Annotated in this window: 21 protein-coding genes and 2 pseudogenes; 3 read left to right on the plus strand and 20 right to left on the minus strand. The window is 36.6% G+C overall.

Annotated elements, in window-relative coordinates:
• The first annotated feature begins 270 nt into the window (after positions 1 to 270).
• Positions 271 to 405 (plus strand): hypothetical protein, encoded by a 135-nt coding sequence (locus LBYS11_RS23995; protein ID WP_004226973.1) that lies wholly within the window; start codon positions 271 to 273, stop codon positions 403 to 405.
• Positions 406 to 536: 131 nt separating this feature from the next.
• Here LBYS11_RS23995 and LBYS11_RS15145 read toward each other — a convergent pair whose 3' ends face one another.
• The 10 genes and pseudogenes from LBYS11_RS15145 to gpr all read right to left on the minus strand — a co-directional run bounded on the left by LBYS11_RS15145 (position 537) and on the right by gpr (position 13,372).
• The gene (locus tag LBYS11_RS15145; RefSeq protein WP_103118462.1) at positions 537 to 1,400 is read right to left on the minus strand and encodes a GH25 family lysozyme; all 864 of its coding nucleotides are present in this window, start codon (positions 1,398 to 1,400) and stop codon (positions 537 to 539) included.
• A gap of 215 nt (positions 1,401 to 1,615) precedes the next feature.
• Complete coding sequence (locus LBYS11_RS15150; RefSeq protein WP_036076271.1) at positions 1,616 to 2,005, minus strand: tautomerase family protein; 390 nt, start codon at positions 2,003 to 2,005, stop codon at positions 1,616 to 1,618.
• A 507-nt stretch (positions 2,006 to 2,512) separates the two neighbouring features.
• Positions 2,513 to 2,752, minus strand: coding sequence for a hypothetical protein (locus tag LBYS11_RS15155; protein ID WP_036076270.1), 240 nt, complete (start codon positions 2,750 to 2,752; stop codon positions 2,513 to 2,515).
• Between the two features lie 874 nt (positions 2,753 to 3,626).
• Complete coding sequence (locus LBYS11_RS15160) at positions 3,627 to 4,343, minus strand: hypothetical protein (RefSeq protein WP_048392161.1); 717 nt, start codon at positions 4,341 to 4,343, stop codon at positions 3,627 to 3,629.
• 311 nt (positions 4,344 to 4,654) lie between these two features.
• Positions 4,655 to 5,290, minus strand: a complete 636-nt coding sequence (locus tag LBYS11_RS15165) for an AAA family ATPase (RefSeq protein WP_103118463.1) — start codon at positions 5,288 to 5,290, stop codon at positions 4,655 to 4,657.
• 133 nt (positions 5,291 to 5,423) lie between these two features.
• Complete coding sequence (locus LBYS11_RS15170) at positions 5,424 to 5,765, minus strand: DUF2834 domain-containing protein (RefSeq protein ID WP_081011009.1); 342 nt, start codon at positions 5,763 to 5,765, stop codon at positions 5,424 to 5,426.
• Positions 5,766 to 6,548: 783 nt separating this feature from the next.
• Positions 6,549 to 8,375 carry a translation elongation factor 4 gene (gene lepA, locus LBYS11_RS15180; protein ID WP_004226914.1) on the minus strand — a complete coding sequence of 609 codons (1,827 nt, stop codon included), beginning with the start codon at positions 8,373 to 8,375 and terminating at the stop codon, positions 6,549 to 6,551.
• A 518-nt stretch (positions 8,376 to 8,893) separates the two neighbouring features.
• Positions 8,894 to 10,788 (minus strand): annotated as a pseudogene (locus tag LBYS11_RS15185) (acyltransferase family protein).
• A 593-nt stretch (positions 10,789 to 11,381) separates the two neighbouring features.
• Positions 11,382 to 12,236 (minus strand): stage II sporulation protein P, encoded by an 855-nt coding sequence (gene spoIIP, locus LBYS11_RS15190; RefSeq protein WP_225340378.1) that lies wholly within the window; start codon positions 12,234 to 12,236, stop codon positions 11,382 to 11,384.
• A 120-nt stretch (positions 12,237 to 12,356) separates the two neighbouring features.
• Positions 12,357 to 13,372: pseudogene (gpr, locus tag LBYS11_RS15195) on the minus strand (GPR endopeptidase).
• 163 nt (positions 13,373 to 13,535) lie between these two features.
• Here gpr and rpsT point away from each other — a divergent pair.
• The gene (gene rpsT / locus LBYS11_RS15200) at positions 13,536 to 13,784 is read left to right on the plus strand and encodes a 30S ribosomal protein S20 (protein ID WP_004226906.1); all 249 of its coding nucleotides are present in this window, start codon (positions 13,536 to 13,538) and stop codon (positions 13,782 to 13,784) included.
• A 95-nt stretch (positions 13,785 to 13,879) separates the two neighbouring features.
• On the opposite strand, the gene holA is transcribed toward rpsT, so the two are convergent.
• Positions 13,880 to 14,890, minus strand: a complete 1,011-nt coding sequence (gene holA / locus LBYS11_RS15205; RefSeq protein WP_048392157.1) for a DNA polymerase III subunit delta — start codon at positions 14,888 to 14,890, stop codon at positions 13,880 to 13,882.
• A gap of 165 nt (positions 14,891 to 15,055) precedes the next feature.
• On the opposite strand from holA, the gene LBYS11_RS15210 reads away from it, so the two are divergent.
• A complete protein-coding gene (locus LBYS11_RS15210) occupies positions 15,056 to 15,193 on the plus strand; it encodes a YqzM family protein (RefSeq protein ID WP_004226902.1) in 138 nt (45 codons plus the stop codon).
• A 28-nt stretch (positions 15,194 to 15,221) separates the two neighbouring features.
• On the opposite strand, the gene LBYS11_RS15215 is transcribed toward LBYS11_RS15210, so the two are convergent.
• From LBYS11_RS15215 to aroE, 9 genes are all read right to left on the minus strand, one after another.
• On the minus strand, positions 15,222 to 17,498 hold the full coding sequence (locus tag LBYS11_RS15215) for a DNA internalization-related competence protein ComEC/Rec2 (RefSeq protein WP_103118465.1): 2,277 nt from the start codon (positions 17,496 to 17,498) through the stop codon (positions 15,222 to 15,224).
• A 14-nt stretch (positions 17,499 to 17,512) separates the two neighbouring features.
• Positions 17,513 to 18,082 (minus strand): ComE operon protein 2, encoded by a 570-nt coding sequence (locus LBYS11_RS15220; protein ID WP_004226897.1) that lies wholly within the window; start codon positions 18,080 to 18,082, stop codon positions 17,513 to 17,515.
• Positions 18,083 to 18,187: 105 nt separating this feature from the next.
• Entirely contained in the window at positions 18,188 to 18,814 is a 627-nt protein-coding gene (locus LBYS11_RS15225) for a helix-hairpin-helix domain-containing protein (protein WP_103118466.1), read from the minus strand.
• A gap of 279 nt (positions 18,815 to 19,093) precedes the next feature.
• Positions 19,094 to 19,831: a class I SAM-dependent DNA methyltransferase gene (locus LBYS11_RS15230; protein WP_048392154.1), complete on the minus strand. Its 738-nt coding sequence runs from the start codon at positions 19,829 to 19,831 to the stop codon at positions 19,094 to 19,096.
• Positions 19,832 to 20,176 carry a ribosome silencing factor gene (gene rsfS / locus LBYS11_RS15235; protein WP_004226890.1) on the minus strand — a complete coding sequence of 115 codons (345 nt, stop codon included), beginning with the start codon at positions 20,174 to 20,176 and terminating at the stop codon, positions 19,832 to 19,834. It lies immediately after the preceding gene.
• On the minus strand, positions 20,173 to 20,745 hold the full coding sequence (gene yqeK, locus LBYS11_RS15240) for a bis(5'-nucleosyl)-tetraphosphatase (symmetrical) YqeK (protein WP_103118467.1): 573 nt from the start codon (positions 20,743 to 20,745) through the stop codon (positions 20,173 to 20,175). Before yqeK ends, rsfS begins: the two co-directional genes overlap by 4 nt.
• A complete protein-coding gene (locus tag LBYS11_RS15245) occupies positions 20,714 to 21,304 on the minus strand; it encodes a nicotinate-nucleotide adenylyltransferase (RefSeq protein WP_103118468.1) in 591 nt (196 codons plus the stop codon). The genes yqeK and LBYS11_RS15245 overlap by 32 nt, the downstream gene beginning before the upstream one ends.
• 9 nt (positions 21,305 to 21,313) lie before the next feature.
• Positions 21,314 to 21,616, minus strand: a complete 303-nt coding sequence (yhbY, locus tag LBYS11_RS15250) for a ribosome assembly RNA-binding protein YhbY (protein WP_048392151.1) — start codon at positions 21,614 to 21,616, stop codon at positions 21,314 to 21,316.
• 5 nt (positions 21,617 to 21,621) lie between these two features.
• Complete coding sequence (gene aroE / locus LBYS11_RS15255) at positions 21,622 to 22,452, minus strand: shikimate dehydrogenase (protein WP_066036475.1); 831 nt, start codon at positions 22,450 to 22,452, stop codon at positions 21,622 to 21,624.
• Between the last annotated feature and the right edge of the window lie 7 nt (positions 22,453 to 22,459).

The raw sequence follows: 22,459 nt of genomic DNA on the forward strand, positions 1-22,459 counted from the left end.
TAAAACACTTTCCCAAATGATTTACAGGGTGTTATTAGGAATTACACATAAGGTTCGTGGTTTAGGGTATGACAAATTACAATGAATACTCAGTATGATTTCCACTTAGCTTTCAAGTGTTACCATCTGATGAAAATATCCTAATAAAAATTTACGGGACTCTCGATATGTGGGATAAGACTCTAAAAAAGACTTTGGATCAGTATGATGATTGGTAAGCAATAAAGAGATTATAAATGCTAATACTTATTATGTTTGGAGGGGAATGAAATGTTAAAATTCATTGATGATTTAGCGGGTGCGGTTTTCGATGTTTTTATGTTGTTTTGTTATTTCTTTGCAGGCGTAATAATTGTAGGAGTCCCCATTTTTTTATTAGCTAAGTTTTTCCTATTGTTTCACTAAATTTCAAACAGGTTGGTCGCACTATAAAAGGAATCACTATAAATAGTGATTCCTTTTATGACGAATACACTCAATATTAGGCTAAATATTTTGTTGCTAGTTCTCAGGTACTTATGGGCGAGACAATGCTATTATTTAATAAATTTATCATAGAACCGTTTGAGCATCGTTGCCATTTGTTGTCTTGTGAGTGTATCTGTAGGATTCATACACTTGCCATCGCCTCGTATAACTCCCTCTTCAATGGCCCACTCCCAATCTTCTTTATGTGCTGGTGATACCATAGCATTTGATTTTATCCCAACTAATAACTCTTTCATTTCAGTAAGTTCCTGTTTTAGTTGTTTGTTTTCTTTCTGTAATTCTTCATACTGAGACAATGATATTTCCTTCTTCTTATCAGTATCTGTGAACCAGGATAAAGACTTAGATCCATTTAATTGGTTTAAATCTACAGTTCCTTTAATACCTGCTACAATCCCTTTGTCTGTGTACTGCCATAAGTCACAAGCAAAGTTTGGCTTTAGTCCAGGTGAGCTAGAGCCACTATAGCGAGGAATCCATAGGAAATCATAATTTTTAACGGTATCCATCAGATAAGGTTTGTAAAAATGATGGCCTGTATATAGCCCGACTTTTACAGCCTTACTTTTTAAATAATCAATAAACACCTGTGTGCCTTGTACGATATTTTGGACACTAGCACCAAAGCTTTCTTCGATATCTACAACATAAAATAGCGGATTATAGTTTTTTGCTCTGTTATAGAAGTCTTTTGCTTGTTCCAATGCCTCAGTACCATTTTTAAAGGTAACATAAATATAAACACCAAAAGGTACCTTGTACTTAATACATGCTTCTATATTTTGAACGTATTTACGGTCAATTGTGCTTGTACCATATTGTGTGCGGATGATAGCCAAATCAACATCTTTAACCGCTTCAGACCAATCAATATCTCCTTGATGATGTGAAATGTCTATGATATAACTCATACAATTTTCTCCTCCCTAAAAATAGTAAATAAATTATGAATAGCGACAAACCCATTGCTTCAAGCATTATTTAGAATCATTCATTAAATAAAGTTATGTAGATTATTTTAGTCCTTATAGGTTCTTCATTTACCGATTTTTAGTGGTCAGATAATTAATAAGACAGAGCACATTTCACATAGTCGAATTCACTCTAAAAAAATAGCGGCTTTATATCAAATATTTACTTTGTAATTAAGTGCTAATTCATCCCCAGGTAACCCTCTTATTCCCCAATTATGTTTAGGCGTTTCAAAAATTGTAATTTCAACATCTTGAGGTGAAATATTTAATTTGTTATTTATGCGTTCAAATAGTAGCTTTACTAATTGTTTTTTAGCTTGAATCGTTCTACCTTCAAACATACTAATTTCTATTATTGTATATGATTCAGTTCTTTCACTTGCAAAATAAAAATCCTCTTTGTCCATAGGAAAAAAGCGATGAAATTTCTTATCTAATGGATATTCAAGTGCGTCCACCATACAAGAATGGATAATATTCGATAATGTTTCCTTAATGGGATTTAACCTTCCCTTAACACCATAAATTTTAATTTGTCCCAACGACCTCTCACCTTTCTTGACTTGCTAATCTAAACTCAACTACCAAATACTGTTCTTTAACGATATTATAAAATTCTTCAACATGACCATCAAGCTAATTCTATGCTTGGTTTCATTTAAACAATCACCCAATTTATTCATGAAACAAATGTGAACTATTTAAACCAACAATTCCAAAATAATAACTCTACTTAACTGTGACCATAATTAACTGCAATATGCTGCAAGCTCAGGTAGAAACAGTTATCCAAATAGTACACATTCTGTTGTTCCAATCTGATAAAGAAATAGATATAAAATATATTATTGTTGATGACAAACTAACGTTTGAAGTTGTGGGTGTCTATATACCTTAAAGCTCCAGGAAATGAAAGAGAGAGTGAGAGAAGCTCAAGACATACTGTTGCTTCGTTAGTTTCTACACCACTACATTTAAATAAATGAAAAGGAAGAACCTTAAATTACTAAAAATTAACTACTCAATTTTAAATGAGCACCTCATCTTTACTATTCAATTTCAAAAATGACCCAAACTTTATATCTACCTTCAATGCTATTTTCTGTATAAACTCTACACTCTTTTATAGAAGCTAATCTAAAAGCAAGCGAATAGGCTATTTTGTAATCTGGTGTATCATATCCGTTATAAATTCTTCCATATATTTCATTTGCAATTGAATCTGCCCAGGTGTCAGCTTCATATAGAGTATCGAAAAGTATTTCTTCTCTGTTCCATTTAATAGTCATTTCATAAACTCCTACGTAGTAATAGAAATAATCTAGATGAATGTATTGTTAGGAATTTGAATTCCATATTTCAAAGCAAGTAGCTACGGATCGTTTCGTAAAATCTTTAAATTGCACTTTGCGAATAATTTGATTTTTCCGAAAATTAAAGAGATTGCAATTACAAAGGGATATTAATATAAAATTATATGAAAGTACTATAAAATTATTTCTAATATTGAGAAAAGGTGGAATTAATATGATTTCAATATACAAATCATTCATATTAGCGGTGGTAATAGGGTTATACGTATATATAGCCAGTAAAAGTGAAAATAGCGTGCTTCTAAATTTTGTCATACTTTATATTATAATTTCAATAGTTTATTTATTATTTAGAAAAATTGAAAAAGAAAAAAGTAAGGAAAAATAACTTAATTAAAAGTAGGAGATTCGAGACCTTTGAAAAGATTCACTGTAAACTATCTGAAAAAAAAGCAGAGGATAGTAGCCAAAACAAAAAATGCCCAAGTACTCAATTAAAAACAAGTAACTGGGCATTATTATGACTAATTACTATGTTGTGTATGTATTATACCATTTCGAAGAGTTAAATAATGGTTTTTTTGGAATCAAAGGAAGCACCAAATTTTATTCCGAAGTTCCTCTTTTTTATATGCATTTATCATATTACCGATTACCTTTTCCAACACAATTTTCAATAAGCTCGCAGAAATGCTCATTATATTTTTCTATAGGTCATGTTTCTTCTCTCAACACGGTGACATGAAGGTGGAAGAAAACATTGAAGTCCCCCACAACAGAGTGGTCTTAATTGGCAGGTTTCTAAACATCATTTCCATGAATAATTCAAGATTTTTATCAAATTCTTTTATTAATTTATGACCTCTTTAAAGCCTATTCGATGTATGATAAGACGATAGCCAGAGTATCCTTCTTCGTCTAGAAACTCCTCAAATTCTCCATAGACAATTATAGGTGTATTGTTTTTATAAGCGTTCTGCATGTTTCTGATAATTTTTTCTTTCACGTCAGGGTTAGCGCTCTGAAAGTGACAATTTATAAGCTCAGAGTATTTACTTAGATAAAAAGATAGAGTGCCATCACTATGTTTTTCGAGTCCATCTGGAGGATTACCGGCTGTCCACAATAAAGTTTTACGCATTGCATAATAAGCTTTCTCCATTCCTAGTTCTGTAAGCATGACATTTATATATGTATCTTGCTCCTCAAAAGTAGAGTCCAGCTCTAACGTATCAAGACGTATTTCTCCTACGTTGTCATAATTTTCAAAACTAGAATCTTCTCCGTCTAAAATGTCCGACTCTTTAAGTTCTACTACAGTTGATTGATTTTCTCCGATAGCAGTATGCTCAGGTGGTGGAATCATATAAACTGAGCCGCCCCGTTCCTCTATTCTTTCTTTCGCTGCCTCCAGGCTGTCCTCACTGAACATAGACTCTACTAGTTCTTGCGTATGAATTTCCTTTTCAACTTCGCCCATAGACTCTTCTTCTGTCTCTGAACTACACCCTGCAATAATTACAAATAAAAGTGCGACAATTGTTATAATAACGCTTTGTATTTTCATATTACATACTCCTCCCTCTAGTTCAATTTTGTTCGAACTCTTTTAATAATACCTCAAATAAAGTTTATTTGGATAACTATTTCCATTTATTATAAAAGCCAATTCTCCAAATTAGGTCTATTTATATTTTTTGGAAGACTATCACTTATATTTAATCAATTATAAAAAGGTACTGAACGTTTTTTATATGGGGTTTCTTTTATATGAAATGCATGATTAGACTTCATATTAGACCGCTCCCCAGCCTTGCTATTGGTTTGATGGGGAAAAATTTAAGACCACCCATTTTGGAGTGGTCTTTTATGGTGTATTTAATTAAAGCATTCCGTTAGTTGAATAAGAATCTGTTTTGCGTAGGAATCCCAATCTTTATTATCAGTATTTATTTCAATTGTAGGTATGATTGAATTTTCAGCTTGACTCCTATACTCTTGTTGTTGGTCTAATAATAATTCACACGCTAATTTCATTTCTTGCATGGTTTTCCCTTCCCATTCATTGGGATTTCTACTACTTATTCTTTCCTCTAAATTCTCTGGTGATACAGTTAACAAAGTACATCTTGCTCCCATTCCAAGTAACTGGGCTTCTAATTCCTTAATGTCATCTGATATTGAATGAGAAAATGCTACTCGATGATTTAAATGAAACCTTTCCAAAATAAAGAATAAGCCTTTTGAACGTTGAGTTTGTCCAATTTCTCTTGACCAATTATTTAACATTTTAAACATCGTGACTCTTTCTCTTAAGACCTGTAAGTGTTCCTCTCGACTTAACGACTTTAATTCACCATTTACTTTGTGTAATACTTGCGAATAATGCTCACTGAGAACTATGACACTACGTTCGGCATCATCACTTGCGTGAAGTTGTTTCAACGCTTTTAAGACTGATGTTTTTCCAGCATTCGAATAGCCTTCTAAGATTATCCCTCTAAAATCACTCATTTTCTCCCCCTAATTAATGTAATCTCTATCTAAATAAGGACTGTAGAATTATTTACGGTTGTTAAACTAACCTGCTCCGTTTGCCATCCATGTAACACAAAATCAATACAACACCATAGAAAATGTAAGATTTTCACGTTCTTTCATTGGAGTTTAACAACACTTCTTTCTTTATGTATGACTCTCTGAAAAACAAAAATAACGGTAATGCCAGCGATAAACCAACTGTAAACAAAGTTAATAGACATATCCACTTTTCTTTAATGTTATACTTTCTTGACTCATTAAACATAAAGATTATAAAAACAAAGCATGAAATAAAAAAGTCAACAGCGAAGAAGGTCGATATCGAGTTTGCAAATAATAAATCTACTAATAACCCTAAATCAAATCCGTTTTTGTTCAAGAATTGCACCAAAAAATAATACGGGAATACTGTGCCGATAATCGCAAATAACAAGTACACTTTTCTCATTTACATTAAACTTCCCCTCTCTATATGATTTTCACAAATAATATACTTCTTAATTAAACTCTTTCAGTTTAATAATACCTCATAAAAAATAATTTAAATAAATATTTCCATATATGATAATTAATTATAGATTAACATTTAAAATATTAATATATAAACTATATATTCCAAGAGAATATTGTGAATTATGTCTAACACTAAGAAAAGGTGGATTGATTATGAATTCAATATATAAGCCATTAATTTTAGCGGTGGTAGTAGGGGGATATGTATATATAGCCAGTAAAAGTGATAAGAATGTGATACCAAATTTTGTCATACTTTATCTTATAATTACAATAGTTTATTTATTATTCAGAAAAATTGAAGAGAAAAGAAAAAGAGTAAGGAGAAGATAACTTAATTAAAAGTAGGAGATTCGAGACTCTGTGAAAAGATTCACTGTAAATTAGCCAACTACCTGAAAAAAAGTAGCTGATAGTAGCCAAATACCCAGATACTCAATAAATACGAGTATCTCGGCATTATTATGCTAATTGAAAATGGACAACCAATAAAAACAGTTCAAAAAGATTAGGACATAGCAGATCAGCAATTACTGAAGACTGCTATGTCCATTTAACACAGAAGATGGCAAGAGATGCTGCCGATATTTTTGATTCCATCGCTAAAGATTTTTAAATTGCTTGCACAATTTCAATGCAGTGGCAAATCGGTGGCATTCTCCACCCAACTGATACAAAACTATTTGCTTAAACCCCTATAAACCCTGTTATATCAATATTACTTCGAATCATCCATCTTCAGCACAGCCATGAATGCCTCTTGAGGGACTTCGACTGAGCCTACTTGTTTCATACGTTTTTTACCTTCTTTTTGTTTATCAAGAAGTTTTCGTTTACGGGAAATATCTCCACCATAACATTTCGCTAATACGTTTTTACGGATGGCTTTAATTGTTGAACGCGCCACGATTTTTTGTCCAACTGCTGCTTGAATTGGTACTTCAAATTGTTGGCGTGGGATTAATTCTTTTAATTTTTCTACGATGATTTTACCTCGATCGTAGGCAAAGTCACGGTGTACGATAAAGCTTAGGGCATCGACTTGCTCACCATTTAATAAAATATCCATTTTCACTAATTTCGATGGCTGGTAACCAATAAGTTCATAGTCGAATGATGCATAGCCCTTTGTATTTGATTTTAAATAGTCAAAGAAATCATAGACAATTTCTGATAATGGCATTTCATAAATAATACTTACACGCGATGTATCAATATAATCCATCGTCATGAAATTACCACGCTTCATTTGACAAAGTTCCATAACCGCTCCCACATAATCATTTGGTACCATGATTGTTGCTTTCACATATGGTTCCTCGACACGATCGATTTTTTGCGGGTCTGGCATAAAGGAAGGGTTATCGACTTTCAGCTCAGTACCATCTGTCATATGAACATTGTAAATTACGGAAGGTGCTGTTGTAATTAAGTCGATATTAAATTCACGCTCAATACGCTCCTGAATAATTTCCATATGTAGTAATCCTAAGAATCCACAGCGGAAACCAAAACCAAGTGCTTGCGATGTCTCTGGCTCATATTGTAGAGCAGAATCATTTAACTCTAGCTTTTCTAACGCTTCACGTAAATCGTTGTATTTGGCTGTATCAATTGGATACAAACCACAGTAGACCATTGGGTTCAAACGGCGATAACCAGCTAATGGCTCAGCTGCAGGACGATTTGCATAGGTTACAGTATCCCCTACACGTGTGTCCCCTACATTTTTGATAGATGCGGTTAAATAACCTACATCACCCACTGTTAACTCAGCCTGTGGCACAACTTTTGGTGTATGTACCCCAACTTCAATAACTTCGAATTCCGCACCTGTTGCCATCATGCGAATTTTATCGCCAGGCTTAACAGTACCATTGATGACACGAATCGAAATGATAACACCTTTATAGGCATCGTAAACAGAGTCAAAAATTAAAGCTTGTAGTGGTGCATCTGGATCACCAGTTGGCGCTGGTACCTTCTCTACGATTTGCTCTAGAATATCCTCGATACCAATACCTGCTTTCGCAGAAGCTAATACTGCTTCAGAGGCATCTAATCCAATAACGTCTTCTACTTCTTGACGTACACGTTCAGGGTCAGCTGCAGGTAAATCAATTTTATTGATTACAGGTAAAATTTCTAAATCATTGTCAAGTGCTAAGTAAACATTTGCTAGTGTTTGTGCTTCAATACCTTGTGCTGCGTCCACAACTAATATGGCACCCTCACAAGCAGCTAAACTACGTGATACTTCATATGTGAAATCGACGTGTCCTGGTGTGTCGATTAAATGAAATGTATACACTTCGCCGTCTTTTGCTTCGTACTTTAATTGAACTGCATTTAACTTAATTGTAATGCCTCGCTCACGCTCTAAATCCATTGAGTCGAGGAGCTGTGCCTTCATCTCACGGGAAGTTAAAGATTTTGTTTGCTCTAAAATACGGTCAGCAAGCGTTGATTTCCCATGGTCAATATGTGCAATAATAGAGAAATTTCGTATATTCTCTTGTCGTTTTAAACGTGCTTCTCGGTTCATCTTTTCCACTCCTAATTAAACTATAATGAATTATACTATGAACATAACGCAAAGTACAACAGCAACTAGACTTGAAAGCCTATAATATCAATACTTTCAGTGTTTCATGTCGTTTTTAAATTTTACAGTATTAAGTATATAAATGCAGACAAATCAGCTATAGTAGTACTCGATGTGTAGCAGTTGAAATGAAAATGCGTCTACTCGACATGAGGAGAAATTCGATGGATGAATCTTCGCCTAATCAACCAAGAAAAGCACGCTATCTCCAAAAGATATCATCATTCATATTGCTAAAAAGCGTGAACACAATCCCATTTTTTTAAACCTAAACTATGATTAGTAAAAGAAAGAATGGACATCGCACCACCTTCCATATAATGGAACAGGTCAAATATCAAGCTTACCATACAGGAACAACTAATAGAATAAATATAGGTAGAGCAAATAGCTCCCTTTCTAAGATATAGAAAAAGTCAGCTACGCAGATAAAACTGTGTATACTGACCTTTTTTATTTTATTTGTTTAAGGATTGTTGAATGAGCTTTGTTAAAACTTCTATCCCTTTTTTCTCTAAATGTACACCGTCAGGGGCAAAGTATTCAGGGTGATTGATTGCTGCTGCATGCCAGTCAATTAGTGTTATTCGCTCATGTTCCTGTGCTTTTTGCAGTAAAGCTTCATTCACCTTTGCTTCCCAAGATCGCGGCACACGTGTATTCACTAAATAAATATCGGCATTTGAAAAAGCTTCAAGGAGTGCATCCATTTGGTCAGTCGTAAAATAACCATTTGTCCCCAATTGTAGAATGACAGCATGATTAGGTTGATTAAAACTTGCATAATTTGGTGCAAGTTTTACAGCTTGCGAAACTTGACGGCCTATTTTTCCATCGATTGTAATAGTCGGATACATATTATGTAAGCTCGGTGCAATATCAATCATTAGGGAGTCACCAATGGCTAGTATGCCACGATAAAACTCATCCTTTTCAGGCTCTATAATGGTGTTATTTTCTTCTTGCTTAGGCGTTTCTATCTCCTGAACATCCTCTACTCCCTCTTCCTTACTTTGAGAAGGCTTGTCTGTTGAGGCTTCAGCTTGTTTGTCCTGCTTGTTCAGATTGGGTGTAGGCTCATCGCCATTAATTTTTACCGTTGTTGGCAGCGTTTTAGATGGGTTTTGCTGACTTTCACCCACTACACCTGTCATGCCTGTGAAAAATACAAGCAGAAAAAGAGGAACCATAACCGTTGATATTTTTCGTGGAAAAGTAAGGCTTCCCCACTTGTTTTTATTACAAATCAGATATTTTTGACAATAGACTCGGAACCCTTCTTTCCGGATGGGCATCTCAATGAAACGATAGGATAGCTCTGCAATCATCAGGATTAGTAAAAGCTGCAGGAATATTCGCCAATAGGAAGGATTACCAATTTCATGAATGGGTGTCCCTAAAACCATGACAGGATAATGCCATAGATAAACGCCGTAGGAACGAGAGCCTATCCAACATAATGGCTTCCATGCTAATATTTTTCCTAGTATGCTGACTGGATGAGAAATACATGCAATCAAAACAGCAGCATTCAAGCAAAATAAAAACATGCCTCCTCTATAAAGAAAGGATTGATATTCATCCACATACACTATGCTTACTAAAAAAATAGTAAGTGCAATGAAACTCATAATATTTAGTTTCTTCACATGGTTCGCTGATAATTTTTGAGAAGATAGTCGTTTCATTGGCCAAACAAGTGCTAGCCAACAGCCTATTAATAATTCAAAACAACGTGTGTCCGTTCCATAATAAACACGACTAGGATCAGCGCCTGGCTGATAGAGTAACGCCATTACGAATGCTGAACAAAGGGCACCACAAAAGATGATATTTGCTAGTTTATTTTGTTTTTTAACAACAAAAAGTCCAATCATTAAGAGCAATGGCCATATCAAGTAAAATTGTTCTTCAATAGCTAATGACCATAGGTTTTTAAAGGTGATGGAGAACCGAAACTATCAAAATAAGAGAGTTTATGAAAAATGAACCACCAATTACTTGAATAAAAAATGGAGGACAATGCATCCCCGCGCAAAGTATGGAGAAGCTCTTTATGAAAGAGCATTGCCCAAACAAATGATGTAACAATCATAACGTAGGCAGCTGGTAGTAGCCTTCTAAATCGTCCCACCCAAAATTTCTTTAGGCTGACTGTTAATTGATTGCCCTTTAAAGGTAAGATGGTAGAGGTGATTAAATAGCCCGATAATACAAAGAAGATATCTACTCCTAAAAAGCCACCTCTAGCCCAACTGAAGTTAAAATGATAAGCAATAACTGCTAATACAGCCAATGCTCGAATCCCTTCTAGTCCAGGAATATAACGATGATTTAATGACTTGCCTGACATACTATTCCTTCCTTCAATAATCTCTCAATTTCGTTTCGGTATAATGTGTTGGTTTTTTCTAGCTGTACAAAGTAGAAGTCAATCTAAAAGCGCTGTCACAATCTGTAATAACCGCACACGGCTTTGGTTAAATGATGTTAGTTACATCCAAATGCTACAAGGAGTATCGCTTTTTGAAGGTATTCCCTTCTGCATCAAGATAAAACCTGTTGTCACGTAATAGAACCTTTTGGATTGATAACCATCCCCTCTCTATTATTTTTGCTTATTCACTTATATGTTTGACGATTGAAATACGATAAAAGTTTGAGAGAAAAATGAAACGTTATCATTTTTAGTCTTCTAAAAATTCATATGTATATTTGCTATAGAGGCATTCCCAAAAATGGTATATACTCCAAAAGTAAGTTTGCTTTATTTGCATATGCCTTCATTTAACGTTTTATCATGAAATTCGAGAGCCAACTTGAAAATTATAAGACAAGAATGGAGCAATGGAAAGACAATTAATGAGAATTATTTCTGGAAATTTTATTATCATACAATATTAAAAAAGTGAGCCCACAAGAGTCCCACTTTTTAATATGATTGGTCTATTTTGTTGAATCATTGACAAACGCTTTTGATATTGCCTTACCAATTACAGCAATCGTACGATTAACCTCTTCCTCAGTATTACCAATTCCACCAATCTCAATAATCATCATTTGCTTTGCTAAATCCTGATTATATCGCCCATCAACCCCATCACCACTTTTAGAAATAACCCCTTTAGAAATTTTTGGAACGATGGCATTTAGTGTGGATGATAAACTTTCAGCATAGGCTGTATTCCAGCGGTAATTAGCATGTTCTGCCCCAACAACAATAGCGATTTTCGCATAATTTTCCCCATTATATGAGATCGTTGTAAGATCATGTTTTAATGAGTCACGATGTAAATCAACTATTAAATCATAATTATTTGTTTCTAAATGCTTACTTAAATATGGCCTCATCACATTATAAGATTCATGATAGCCTTTACCTTCTTCTTGTAATTTTTTCATAATATCTACATCAAGAACATCCGTCTTTAAACCATTTACATTAAAATGATTCACAATCTTATCCTTCAGGCTCATAATATTGACCGTTTCATGAGAAGTCGCTACCTTACCACTCACTGCTTTCACCATAGGTTCATATGCTTCATGCGTATGGGTAAATAACACTAACACTTTAAATGGGTCCGGGTCTAGGGCTTGATCTGGTTCAGGTTCTTTCGTTTGTTCCAGTACACTTTGTTCAGCTAAATTGGTAGCAGCAAACACGACTTGCTTATCTTCTGATTGTTTGATCGGAGTCGATGCTTGCTTGTTGAACGGAAGTTGCCCAGCAATGACAGGTAATACGAAAAAGAACAATAATATACCAAATGACCATTGTAGTTTTTTTAGCAAAGTCACACCCTCCTCCCCATATCGTATGGAGGGGGGATGTTAATTAGAACGAAAATAAATTTCTTGTTTTACGCATAAATAAGCGTGTTTTAGAAGGACTACTCTAAGCGTTGTTTCTTCATTATTTTATAAATCACTTGCCCAATTCATTAGCATAGAAGCCACTAATTTTGCATAGCGATCAATCCAATAGTCTGCTTCTTTTGGTGTAACCATCAGTTGTGTGTGGGAGCCAGCGAAGGTTTCCTCAAACAGCTGCTGGCGCTCCTCCTTCGTCCATGTCGCCCATTCTCCAAATATAGGTTGTACTAATGTCATATCCAGTTCCTTGTTGATATCTGGTTGCCATGAGGATAATGAAAGCTTTGATGACGGTTTACTGCGTTCAGCCACACGAGCAGCTATCGAACGTAGCATAGTTTCTACCGCATCCGCAATTAATACAGGTGCATCTACTACAGTAGGGATCCCTATTGCTGTTACGGGAATGCCAAGCATCTCATAGGAAATCTCTTGCCGTTGATTGCCTACTCCTGAACCTGGATGTATGCCTGTATCTGTTAATTGAATCGTTTTACAGAGTCGATTACTCGCTCTTGTAGCAAGTGCATCTACTACAATGATTAATTTCGGTTGCAGACGTTCAGCAATAGCAGCCACAAACTCACCTGTTTCGTAACCTGTTTGTCCTGTTACACCAGGAGCATACATGACAAATTTTTCATCAATGACATCTAAACTATGCAAATGGTCAATTAAATAGGGACCAATTGCATCGGGTGTAATAGTGCGATTTCCTAAACCGACTATTAAAATTTTATCGTCTTCTTGCCAAGAAAGTGCGTCATGCATTTTTTTGAAATTTACAAGCAATTCTTGTTCAAGTTGTGCAAAGCCTTCTTGATCTTCTAATGTTAGTGTTGGGACAGAAAGGGTAATATACTGCCCTTCTTTTTACCAATTTGCTTTTCCCCTTCAGCATCTACAAGAACATCTGTAATTTTTACTCTACCAGCATTCCGATCTTCAATTTGAATGCCACTTGATTGTTCAAGCTTTTCTTTTTGCTCTTTGGTCTGATGGACAACTACCTCTTCTGATTCATCGATTAAATCTGTTCGTTGCCAATTAAAATTTTGCATACAGTTCACCTCAAGCTGTAGTTTGTTCAAACTGTCAAGTAAATATTCTTTGCATTTATCTATTGCAATTTGGCCAAGCGTTTGTTAAAATGATTTTTGTTGTATTGACACAAGAAATCAATGAGAAGATATCATCTCGTACCTAATTTAGGAGGTGAAATATATGCCAAACATTAAATCTGCGATTAAACGCGTAAAAGTTAACGAAAAAGCTAACATTGCTAATTCTCAAGCTAAATCTGCAATGCGTACTACAGTGAAAAAAGCTGAAAACGCTGTTGCTGCTAACGCTGAAAACAAACAAGAACTTTTACAAGCAGCTTTCAAATCTTTAGATAAAGCAGCTTCAAAAGGACTTATCCACAAAAACGCGGCGGCTCGTAAAAAGTCTCGCCTTGCTAAAAAAGCGTAATTGTTTAAAGGATCAGATACTCTATTAGGAGTAGCTGATCTTTTTAATTTTATAGAGAACATAAAAAGCTGTCCTTATTGGACAGCTTTCTTTGCCTATAGTTGGCGCAATAAAAATAGCTCTAGATAGCGCTCTCGATTTCCACCAGACGATTTTAGCTGTAAATCAACCTCTGCTAATTGATATAATGCCCGAAGCAAATTTTCTTCTGAAGGCCGATGCCGTTGCTCAATCATAAGTTTGACGCGATACGGATGAATTTTTAAATTTTTAGCGATTTGTTGAGGGTGATAACCTTTTTTCAATAAATAAAAAACATTTGACATGGTACGAACATTGGATGCTAGCAAGCCCACTAACATAATAGGTTCTTGTTTTTGTCGCAATAAATCATGATAGATAGACAAGGCTCCGACAGAGTCATTTGCCAAATATGCGTTAAGCATTTTAAAGGCATCTTGCTCTAATGTTTTTGCCACCAAATCCTCCACTAAAGAAGTTGTAATTTCGCCACCATCACCTAAATAAAGGGTTAGCTTGTCAATTTCCATCTGTAATTGTAGCATGTTGGCTCCGACCATCGTAACAAGCAATTCAATAGCATCTTGTGTAATGCTATTACCTTGTGTTTTGACAATGCCTTGAATCCATACGGCTAAATCCTGCTCTTTTGGTGTTTCTGCTTGTACAAATAATGCATGCTCTTTCATCATTTTAGTTACTTTTTTGCGCTCATCCAATTTTTCATAAGGAGCAATAAAAACCGTTACGGAAAAATCAGAAGGATTCGACAACCATGTTTCCAATCGTTTCACATCATGATCGATTTTTTCCTTCCCTTTCTCGGTTGCTTTTAAAAACGAAGCATTTTTAGCAATAATAAGCTTACGTTCTGAGAAAAAAGGAATGGTATCTGCTTCATCCATGACTGCATCTACTGGTACTTCTTCTAAATCAAATGTGGACATCTCCAGATCTTCTTCTGGACCCAATGCCTCTTTTAAACGTTTAATGGTTTCATCTATAAAATAGCTTTCTTCACCAACAAGCAAATATACTGGTGCAAGCTCACCTTTTTTTATTGTATTCCAAACCGTTGAAATCATAATTTCCCCTCCATCTAGCAATACTATTAGTATACATGATTTCATAGTCCTTTGTGTCTTTGACCGAATTGTGTCGATTCCTTGCCAGACGGGGAAATCACCTTTTCGATATAGCTTTTATGACCATGTTGTCTTATAATAAATAACAGAATTGGAGGGATAACAATGAATCCATTTGAAGGAAAAAACATACAATGTCGACGTAACGATGCCATCGATTCTGGTGTTGGCTTCGGTGTATCATTTGGCGTTTTCACGCTTATGTTTATTATTGCAACTATAGTAGAATTTGTATCACAGTAATTGGACTTATGCAGGAGAAGGGCCTTGGTCATTGGACAAGGCCCTTTTCATTTACGCTAACGGACCAGCGATTATCACGAATACGTATTTCGATTGATCCATTCACCCCTGTTGTCCATGTCACTAAATCTCTACTGACAAAACGTTGTACTACTTCTTCATGTGGATGACCATAACGATTATGGAGACCTGCACTAAAAACCGTTAATTGGGGCTGTAGCAGCTCGACAAATTCTTCTGTGCTTGATGTCTTACTCCCATGATGCCCTGCCTTCAGCAATGTGAGATTGGCCAATAAAGGTCCATAACGCTTGATCAGCTGTTGTTCGCCATATTGCTCCAAATCCCCTGTAAATAACGCTGTAAACGCCTTTTGCTGCATGTACAGGACAAGAGAATCATCATTTCCCTCATACAAGGCGTCATCAGGCCATAAGTAATAAAAATCTGTATCCCCTACATGCCACGAAGTCCCCTTCATTTTTTCTTTAATAGGAATATGTCGCTTATTTGCTTCTCGCAATAAATCATCCATTAAAGGCTCATTCAATGAACCAGGTGTAACGTGTATTTCCTTCATGTTAATCTCTTGTAAGACTTCCTCTGCTCCTTCAATATGATCTGCGTCTGCATGCGAAGCAATAAAAATATCGATAGTTCGTATTCCCTTGCCTTTTAAAAATGGGACGACAACTTGCTTCCCTACCTCATATGGACTATCTGCTTTCTTCCACGATTCCTGCTCAAAGCGCAATACTCCACCTGTATCTATAACATAGACAGCCCGTCTAAAAGGCAATTCAATGACAATACTATCTCCTTGCCCTACATTTAAGAAGGTAATCTTTGTTTCGTTATACAACATGGGTGCCAAATGAATCCAAATAACAGGGATGACAAGGATCAAAATAGCTTTCCTGAATCTTTTTATTTCCAAATAATAGAAGCTTACTAAAACACTTAACATCGCCACGCAACTCAGCCAAATAGATGGTTTGCCTGGTGACCATAATTGCCAAGGAAGCTCTTGCATATAAAAGATTACTTCGGTCAGCCAATTACGTAGTGGTTCATAGCCAGCAAACAGGACATTAGCAAGTGGTAAAGAAATATAAGATAGCACAAAGGCAATCATGTTAAAGGGTAATATAATAAAGGAAAACAGTGGAACAAAAACAATATTGACAAAAAACGAGGATAAAGATAATTCATAAAAATGATGGAGTAATAGTGGGTAAACGAGCAGTTGGCACACGAATGTGATAAAAAAAGAACGACCTAGCCAAGTTCTTGTCTGCTTAAAAATAATACCAGAATAAAGAAGACTAGCGGTTGCTAAATAGGATAGCTGGAAACCAATTTGGAAAATAACACCTGGCTCAAGCAAAACAAAGCCTATAAAGCTAATAGCTAATGCATCATCGATCGAAAGAACCCACTTAAAAAAGCGCAGTAACATCATCAATTCTACTACAGAAACAGCACGCCATACGGAAGGTGCTCCCCCTGCAATAACTCCATAAACCGGTAAGAGGATCAATAGCACGACAGTAGCCATTTCCTTGCGAACTCTTATTCTAAGCAATCCTTCAAAAAAGAGCCAAGACATCAGCGCGACATGTAGCCCAGAAATCGCAAATAAATGGGTAATACCAAGCTTTTGATAGGCACGCTGCAGTTCATCCTCCATCTGATCTTGCACCCCTATTAAAAGTGCTTGAGCCTCTGCTACAAGTGATTTTGGAAAAGTCCTCTCTATATGCTTTTTCATATTGTGTCTTACTTCGGCAAGAATAGTGAAGATGGAGGTTCGTTTTCCTACATAATGCCAATTCGTGATTTCAACAACGCCTGTTGCTCCTTTGCTCGTTAAATAGTTTGACATGGAAAAGGCATAAGCATGTGCAGATGGAGAGGGAGTCACGAGTTCACCTTTTGCAGAATACGTCATTCCAGTTAATGTGGTATTTTCATAGAAATTTTTCTCTTGTTCCGAGGAAAAAGTATAAACTACGTAAAGTTTTTGGCCATTTGTTGTTGTAGCAAACCCACGGAGTTTTTGCCCGTTTATTTTATAGTCACTTGACCAAGTTATAGGGAAGGTTGACGGTAAAGGGGAAGGTTCCGTCAGATGATTGATAGAAAGGAAAAAATAAGTTAGTAGACCACTAGTTAGCACAAAAATTGCAAGAAAACGTGACTCACCTTTTATGGTGAGCCACAGGACTAGTAGCAGTAAAAAAATGAGTAGCCATGCTGATTTGTATACTGCAATAGCAGCTATCAATACAGCAAGAGCTACCATAATCCATCTATGCTTTAAAGCTTGATGCCAAATAATGCACTCACCTTCTGTTCATATGGGAGCAATTTTTCAGCAGATACCCCACTCTCGCGAAGCTCGTGCAGCATTTCTGTATACAAAGCTAGTTTGTCATCTCGTAAAAAATCAATTTTACGTTCATCAAAGGGTACATGAACTACTTCCACTCCAGCTTTTGCAAATAACTCCTGTGCATATGGATTATTTTTATAATCTGTTGCGTAATACACACGTTCTATGCCAGCTTGAATGATAGATTTTGTACATGGTAAACATGGAAAATGTGTTACATACAAATCAGCACCTTTTGTCGGTGTTCCATATTTAGCACATTGCAGTAAGGCATTCATTTCAGCATGCACGGTACGGACGCAATGATTATCAACCACATAGCACCCTTTTTCGATACAATGCTCGTCCCCTGTAATGGAACCGTTATAACCACCTGCAATGATGCGTTTGTCCCGTACAACAGTTGCTCCTACAGCTAGTCTTGTACATGTACTACGTAATGCGAGTAAATGGCTTTGTGCCATAAAAAATTGATCCCAAGTAATTCGCTCCATATGACTACCTCCAAAAATTGTCTAACTAATTAACTTTCTCTTGCTTTTCTACTATAGTGTAGCCCTTTTAGAAAAGGGGCGTCAATATACCATCCTGTAAAAGCATTACTTTACAGTAATCGCATCCTTTAGCTTTTCAAATGTTTTATCACCAATACCACTAACATTTTTTAAGTCATCTATGGTTTGAAACTGCCCATTTTCCTCTCGATACGTAAGGATACTTTGTGCTTTAGAAGGACCGATTCCTGGCAATGTTGCTAACGTTGCTACATCAGCTTTATTGATATTAATCTTTTGCTCCTTATTAGTCTCAGTAGGTAGCGTTAACAGAGAAGAGGCTCCTTCCTCTAGCTGTTCGCCTTTGAGAGGAATATAGATTACCATTTCATCCTGTACCTTTTGGGCATGATTGATAAATTGTGTGTCAGCATTCTCTGTATAGCCACCAGCAAGCTGTACAACATCTTTTATACGTTGGTCTTGCTCAAGTTCATAAACGCCTGGATACATTACAGCACCCTTTATTTCCACAAATACCTGCTGCATAACCGCTTCCTCAGCAGATTCACTCAAATTTTTTTCTTCAATAGGTTGGATTGTTTCGATGAGCTCTTCTTGGGGAGGTGAAGAGTCAGAACTCGAAAAATAGAAGTAACAAAGTCCACTGACGACTAGTATGCTGGGGAATAACATACTTTTTTTGTACTTTTGCCATAAAGATTGTAGCACAGTACCATCCTTTCCTTGCGAAAGGTCATCATATGGAGTTATATATATCTTACACTATGGATGGGTGGTTGAAAATGATAAAAAAACGTCAGAAGTTTCAATTTACCTGTTGAAGAGAGCTATCTTCTTAGTTATATCCAGTTTTATCCGACAATTTAGCCTCTTTATCCGCCTGTTCAAGTGTTCTATCCGCTACTTTAATCTTTCTATCCACTACTTTAGCTTTTCTATCCATCAAAAAAGCCACACTGCGTATTACACAGTGTAGCTCCCTTTTCTTTATTTCAGCGCACGAATAAAAATGCGTTCACTTTCCTCGTCAGGTGCCTCATCTGTAAAGTCTGCTGTAATTTCCACATGACTAAAACCGATGGCATGCAACCAAGCCATATACTGCTCGATAGTGTAAGTACGTTGCACGTGCTCCTCATCAAAGCGTTCATATAATTCACTTGCGTCATCTCGTACATAAAAGGTCATTTGATGAATAACCGAATGTTCAAAGTCGGCAGGCTCCGTATGCCATATATAACTAATGTCACCATCATCATACGTGAACGGACCATCTAAAAAAATCTCATTCATTTTAAATAACGAGTGAACATCAAAAAACAGCTGACCTCCATCACGCAACGACGTATAGATACGTTCTAATGTCGTATAAACAGAGTGCTCCTCTACCACATAATTCAAGGAATCAATTGTGATTGTGACAACATCGATTTCCTCAAAGCCATCTAGTTCGACCATAGACATACAGTATAATGGTGCATGGTAGCCTGCACCAGCAAAGCGTTCTGCGGCAATGGATAGCATCTCTTCTGATAAATCGATTCCACTGACTTGATAACCAGACTTTGCAAATAACAAACTAAGTACACCAGTGCCACAACCAATATCCAACAGTTTTGGGTACTGGCTGCTTGGTGCATGCTGTACAACCCAATCTACATAAAGATTGTAAGGAATATCCGTTTGCAGCTCATCATAGACATGAGCAAAGCGTTCGTAACTCACTTAGGCCTCTGGCATGTCTAGTTGCGGTGCATCGCCCCAAAGACGCTCTAAATTATAATAAGCACGCTCATCCTTATGGAATACATGTGCCACAACATCGCCTAGGTCAACTAGTACCCAACGAGCTCCATCAAATCCTTCGACACGGCGAATTTCATAGCCTTGTTGTTCAGCTACATCCTGTAATTCGCGTGCAATGGCTTGCACTTGGCGATCTGAGTTACCATGAGCAATGATAAAATAATCTGCTAAAAGGGAAATTCCTTGCATATTTAAAACGACAATATCCTCACCATGTTTGTCGTCAATTGCTTTGTACGCTGCTTGTAATAAAGTTGAAGTCATCCTTCACTATCCTCTCTGTTCATCATATCGTTATAACATTCTATAGATAAAGGATAAATCGGCTGCTTTGTGTCAATTAAAAATGCCAAAGTATGGCGTACACATGCACTCATCGCCTTATCCAAATTTTTTTGTGCTTTTTTGCGCAGACGATCAACTCCATCAAAACGACGGTTCGGTTCAATCATATCTGCGACAAAAATAATTTTTTCTAAACGGCTCATATTAGCCCGCCCAGTTGTATGGAAACGAATAGCATTCAACAGCTCTTCGTCTGTGATACCAAACTCACTTTGTGCTATATATGCACCTACTGGACCATGTAGTAATTCACTACCCCATCCAATTAGTCTTTCATCTAATTTTTCATCACGAACGATATTTTCCATCCACTCAATATCAGCATATTTAGCAATATCATGGAGGATAGCTGCTGTTTCAGCTTTTTTTACGTCCTCGCCATATTTATGAGCTAGGTTGATGGCCGTTTCCATCACTCCGACTGTATGAATATAACGTTTTTCAGGCATTCTTGGCTTAATCACCGCTAAATACTGTTCGCGTTCCATAAAGACCTTCCTCTCGTATGAACGTCTCTACAGCTTCCGGTAGTAGAAATGTCACCGTTCCTCCTGTAGCCAGGCGTTCACGAATCAGTGTGGACGATAAATCGATTTGAGGTATTTCCACCATACGTATAGGGTACTCTGTTGCCGCGGCTGTCCCTGGACGCTTTACTCCGACAAACTGAACAAGTTTCACTAAATCATCTATACAATGCCATGTATGTAGCGAATCAATCATATCGCCACCGATGATAAAGTAAAATTTCACATTCGGCTCTCTTCTACACAATGCAGAAAGTGTCTCATAGGAATAGGATACGCCACCCTTCTCAAGCTCATACGACTCTACTGAAAAATAAGGAAATGGACGAATCGCACGTTTTACCATTTCAAGTCGTTCAACATTACTAGCATCAAAACGTGCATGCTTATGTGGTGGGATGGCATTAGGCATAAAGCGGATTTCATCAAGTTCTAGCGCATGAAATACTTCATTTGCCATTAAAAGATGACCCAAATGTGGTGGGTTAAATGTACCTCCAAGTAAACCGACCCTTTTCATCGTCTCACCTTATTTCGTTACTTTTGGTAATACAATCTTTTTATGATTGCGTGACTCTTTATATAAAACAACTGTCAGACCGATTAATTGGACAAGCTCCGCATGAGCGCCTGTGGCTAATGCTTCTGCGACTTCATGTTTATCCTCTTCACAGTTATCTAAAATACGTACTTTAATCAATTCACGTACTTCTAATGCCTCGCGAATTTGCTTTGTCATTTCATCATTAACGCCACCTTTTCCCACTTGGAAAATAGGTGTTAAATGGTGTGCTTCTGCACGTAAAAAACGTTTTTGTTTACCTGTTAACATAAAAATTAGTTTCCTCCTAATTGCGCCTTCAGTTGCGCAATCATTGAATTTGTATTTGGATAGTTTCCTAACCAGTGTTCAAAAGCGATGGCTCCTTGATGGACAAACATTCCTAAGCCAGTGACAATCGTTGCTCCTTTTTCTTCAGCCGCTTGTAAAAAAGGCGTCATTAATGGATTATACACAATATCCGCAACAATTGCTTCTTTCATCAGCCGATCTAATGAAAATGGCATTGAAAAATTGCCCGTGGAAAGGCCAGCTGATGTCATTTGCACAATAATGCTGAAATCAGCTAGCGTTTCTTCCGCTTGTTGTAATGAAATGGCACGCCCCATACCCATTTCATCAATAATCATTTGTGCATTCGTCACCGTACGATTAGCGATGGTTACATGACCATAGCCTTGTTGCTGCATAGCAAAGGCAATGCCTCGAGCAGCACCTCCAGCACCAACAAGTAATACAGGCTTGTCTTTATGAGAAACCCCAACGGCTTCTTCCAGTGATCGAACAAATCCAATACCATCTGTATTATAGCCTTTCAGCTTTCCTTCTGTTGTTCGTACGACTGTATTCACTGCGCCCATTTTTTGTGCCAGCTCATCTAGCTCGTCTAGATACGGAATGATTGCTGTTTTATGAGGAATGGTCACGTTCCAGCCACTTGCCCCTAATGTCTTCAAACCAGCAACAGCAGATTCTAATTGATCAGGCGTTACATGTAAAGGAATATATGTCGCATCAATTGACATGTCCTCAAACCAAGCATTGTGCATGGCAGGTGATTTTGAATGTTCAATTGGATCACCCATAACTGCAAACCATTTCTTCATTTCCTAG

Source organism: Lysinibacillus sp. YS11 (assembly GCF_002896375.1).
Classification (GTDB): domain Bacteria; phylum Bacillota; class Bacilli; order Bacillales_A; family Planococcaceae; genus Lysinibacillus; species Lysinibacillus capsici.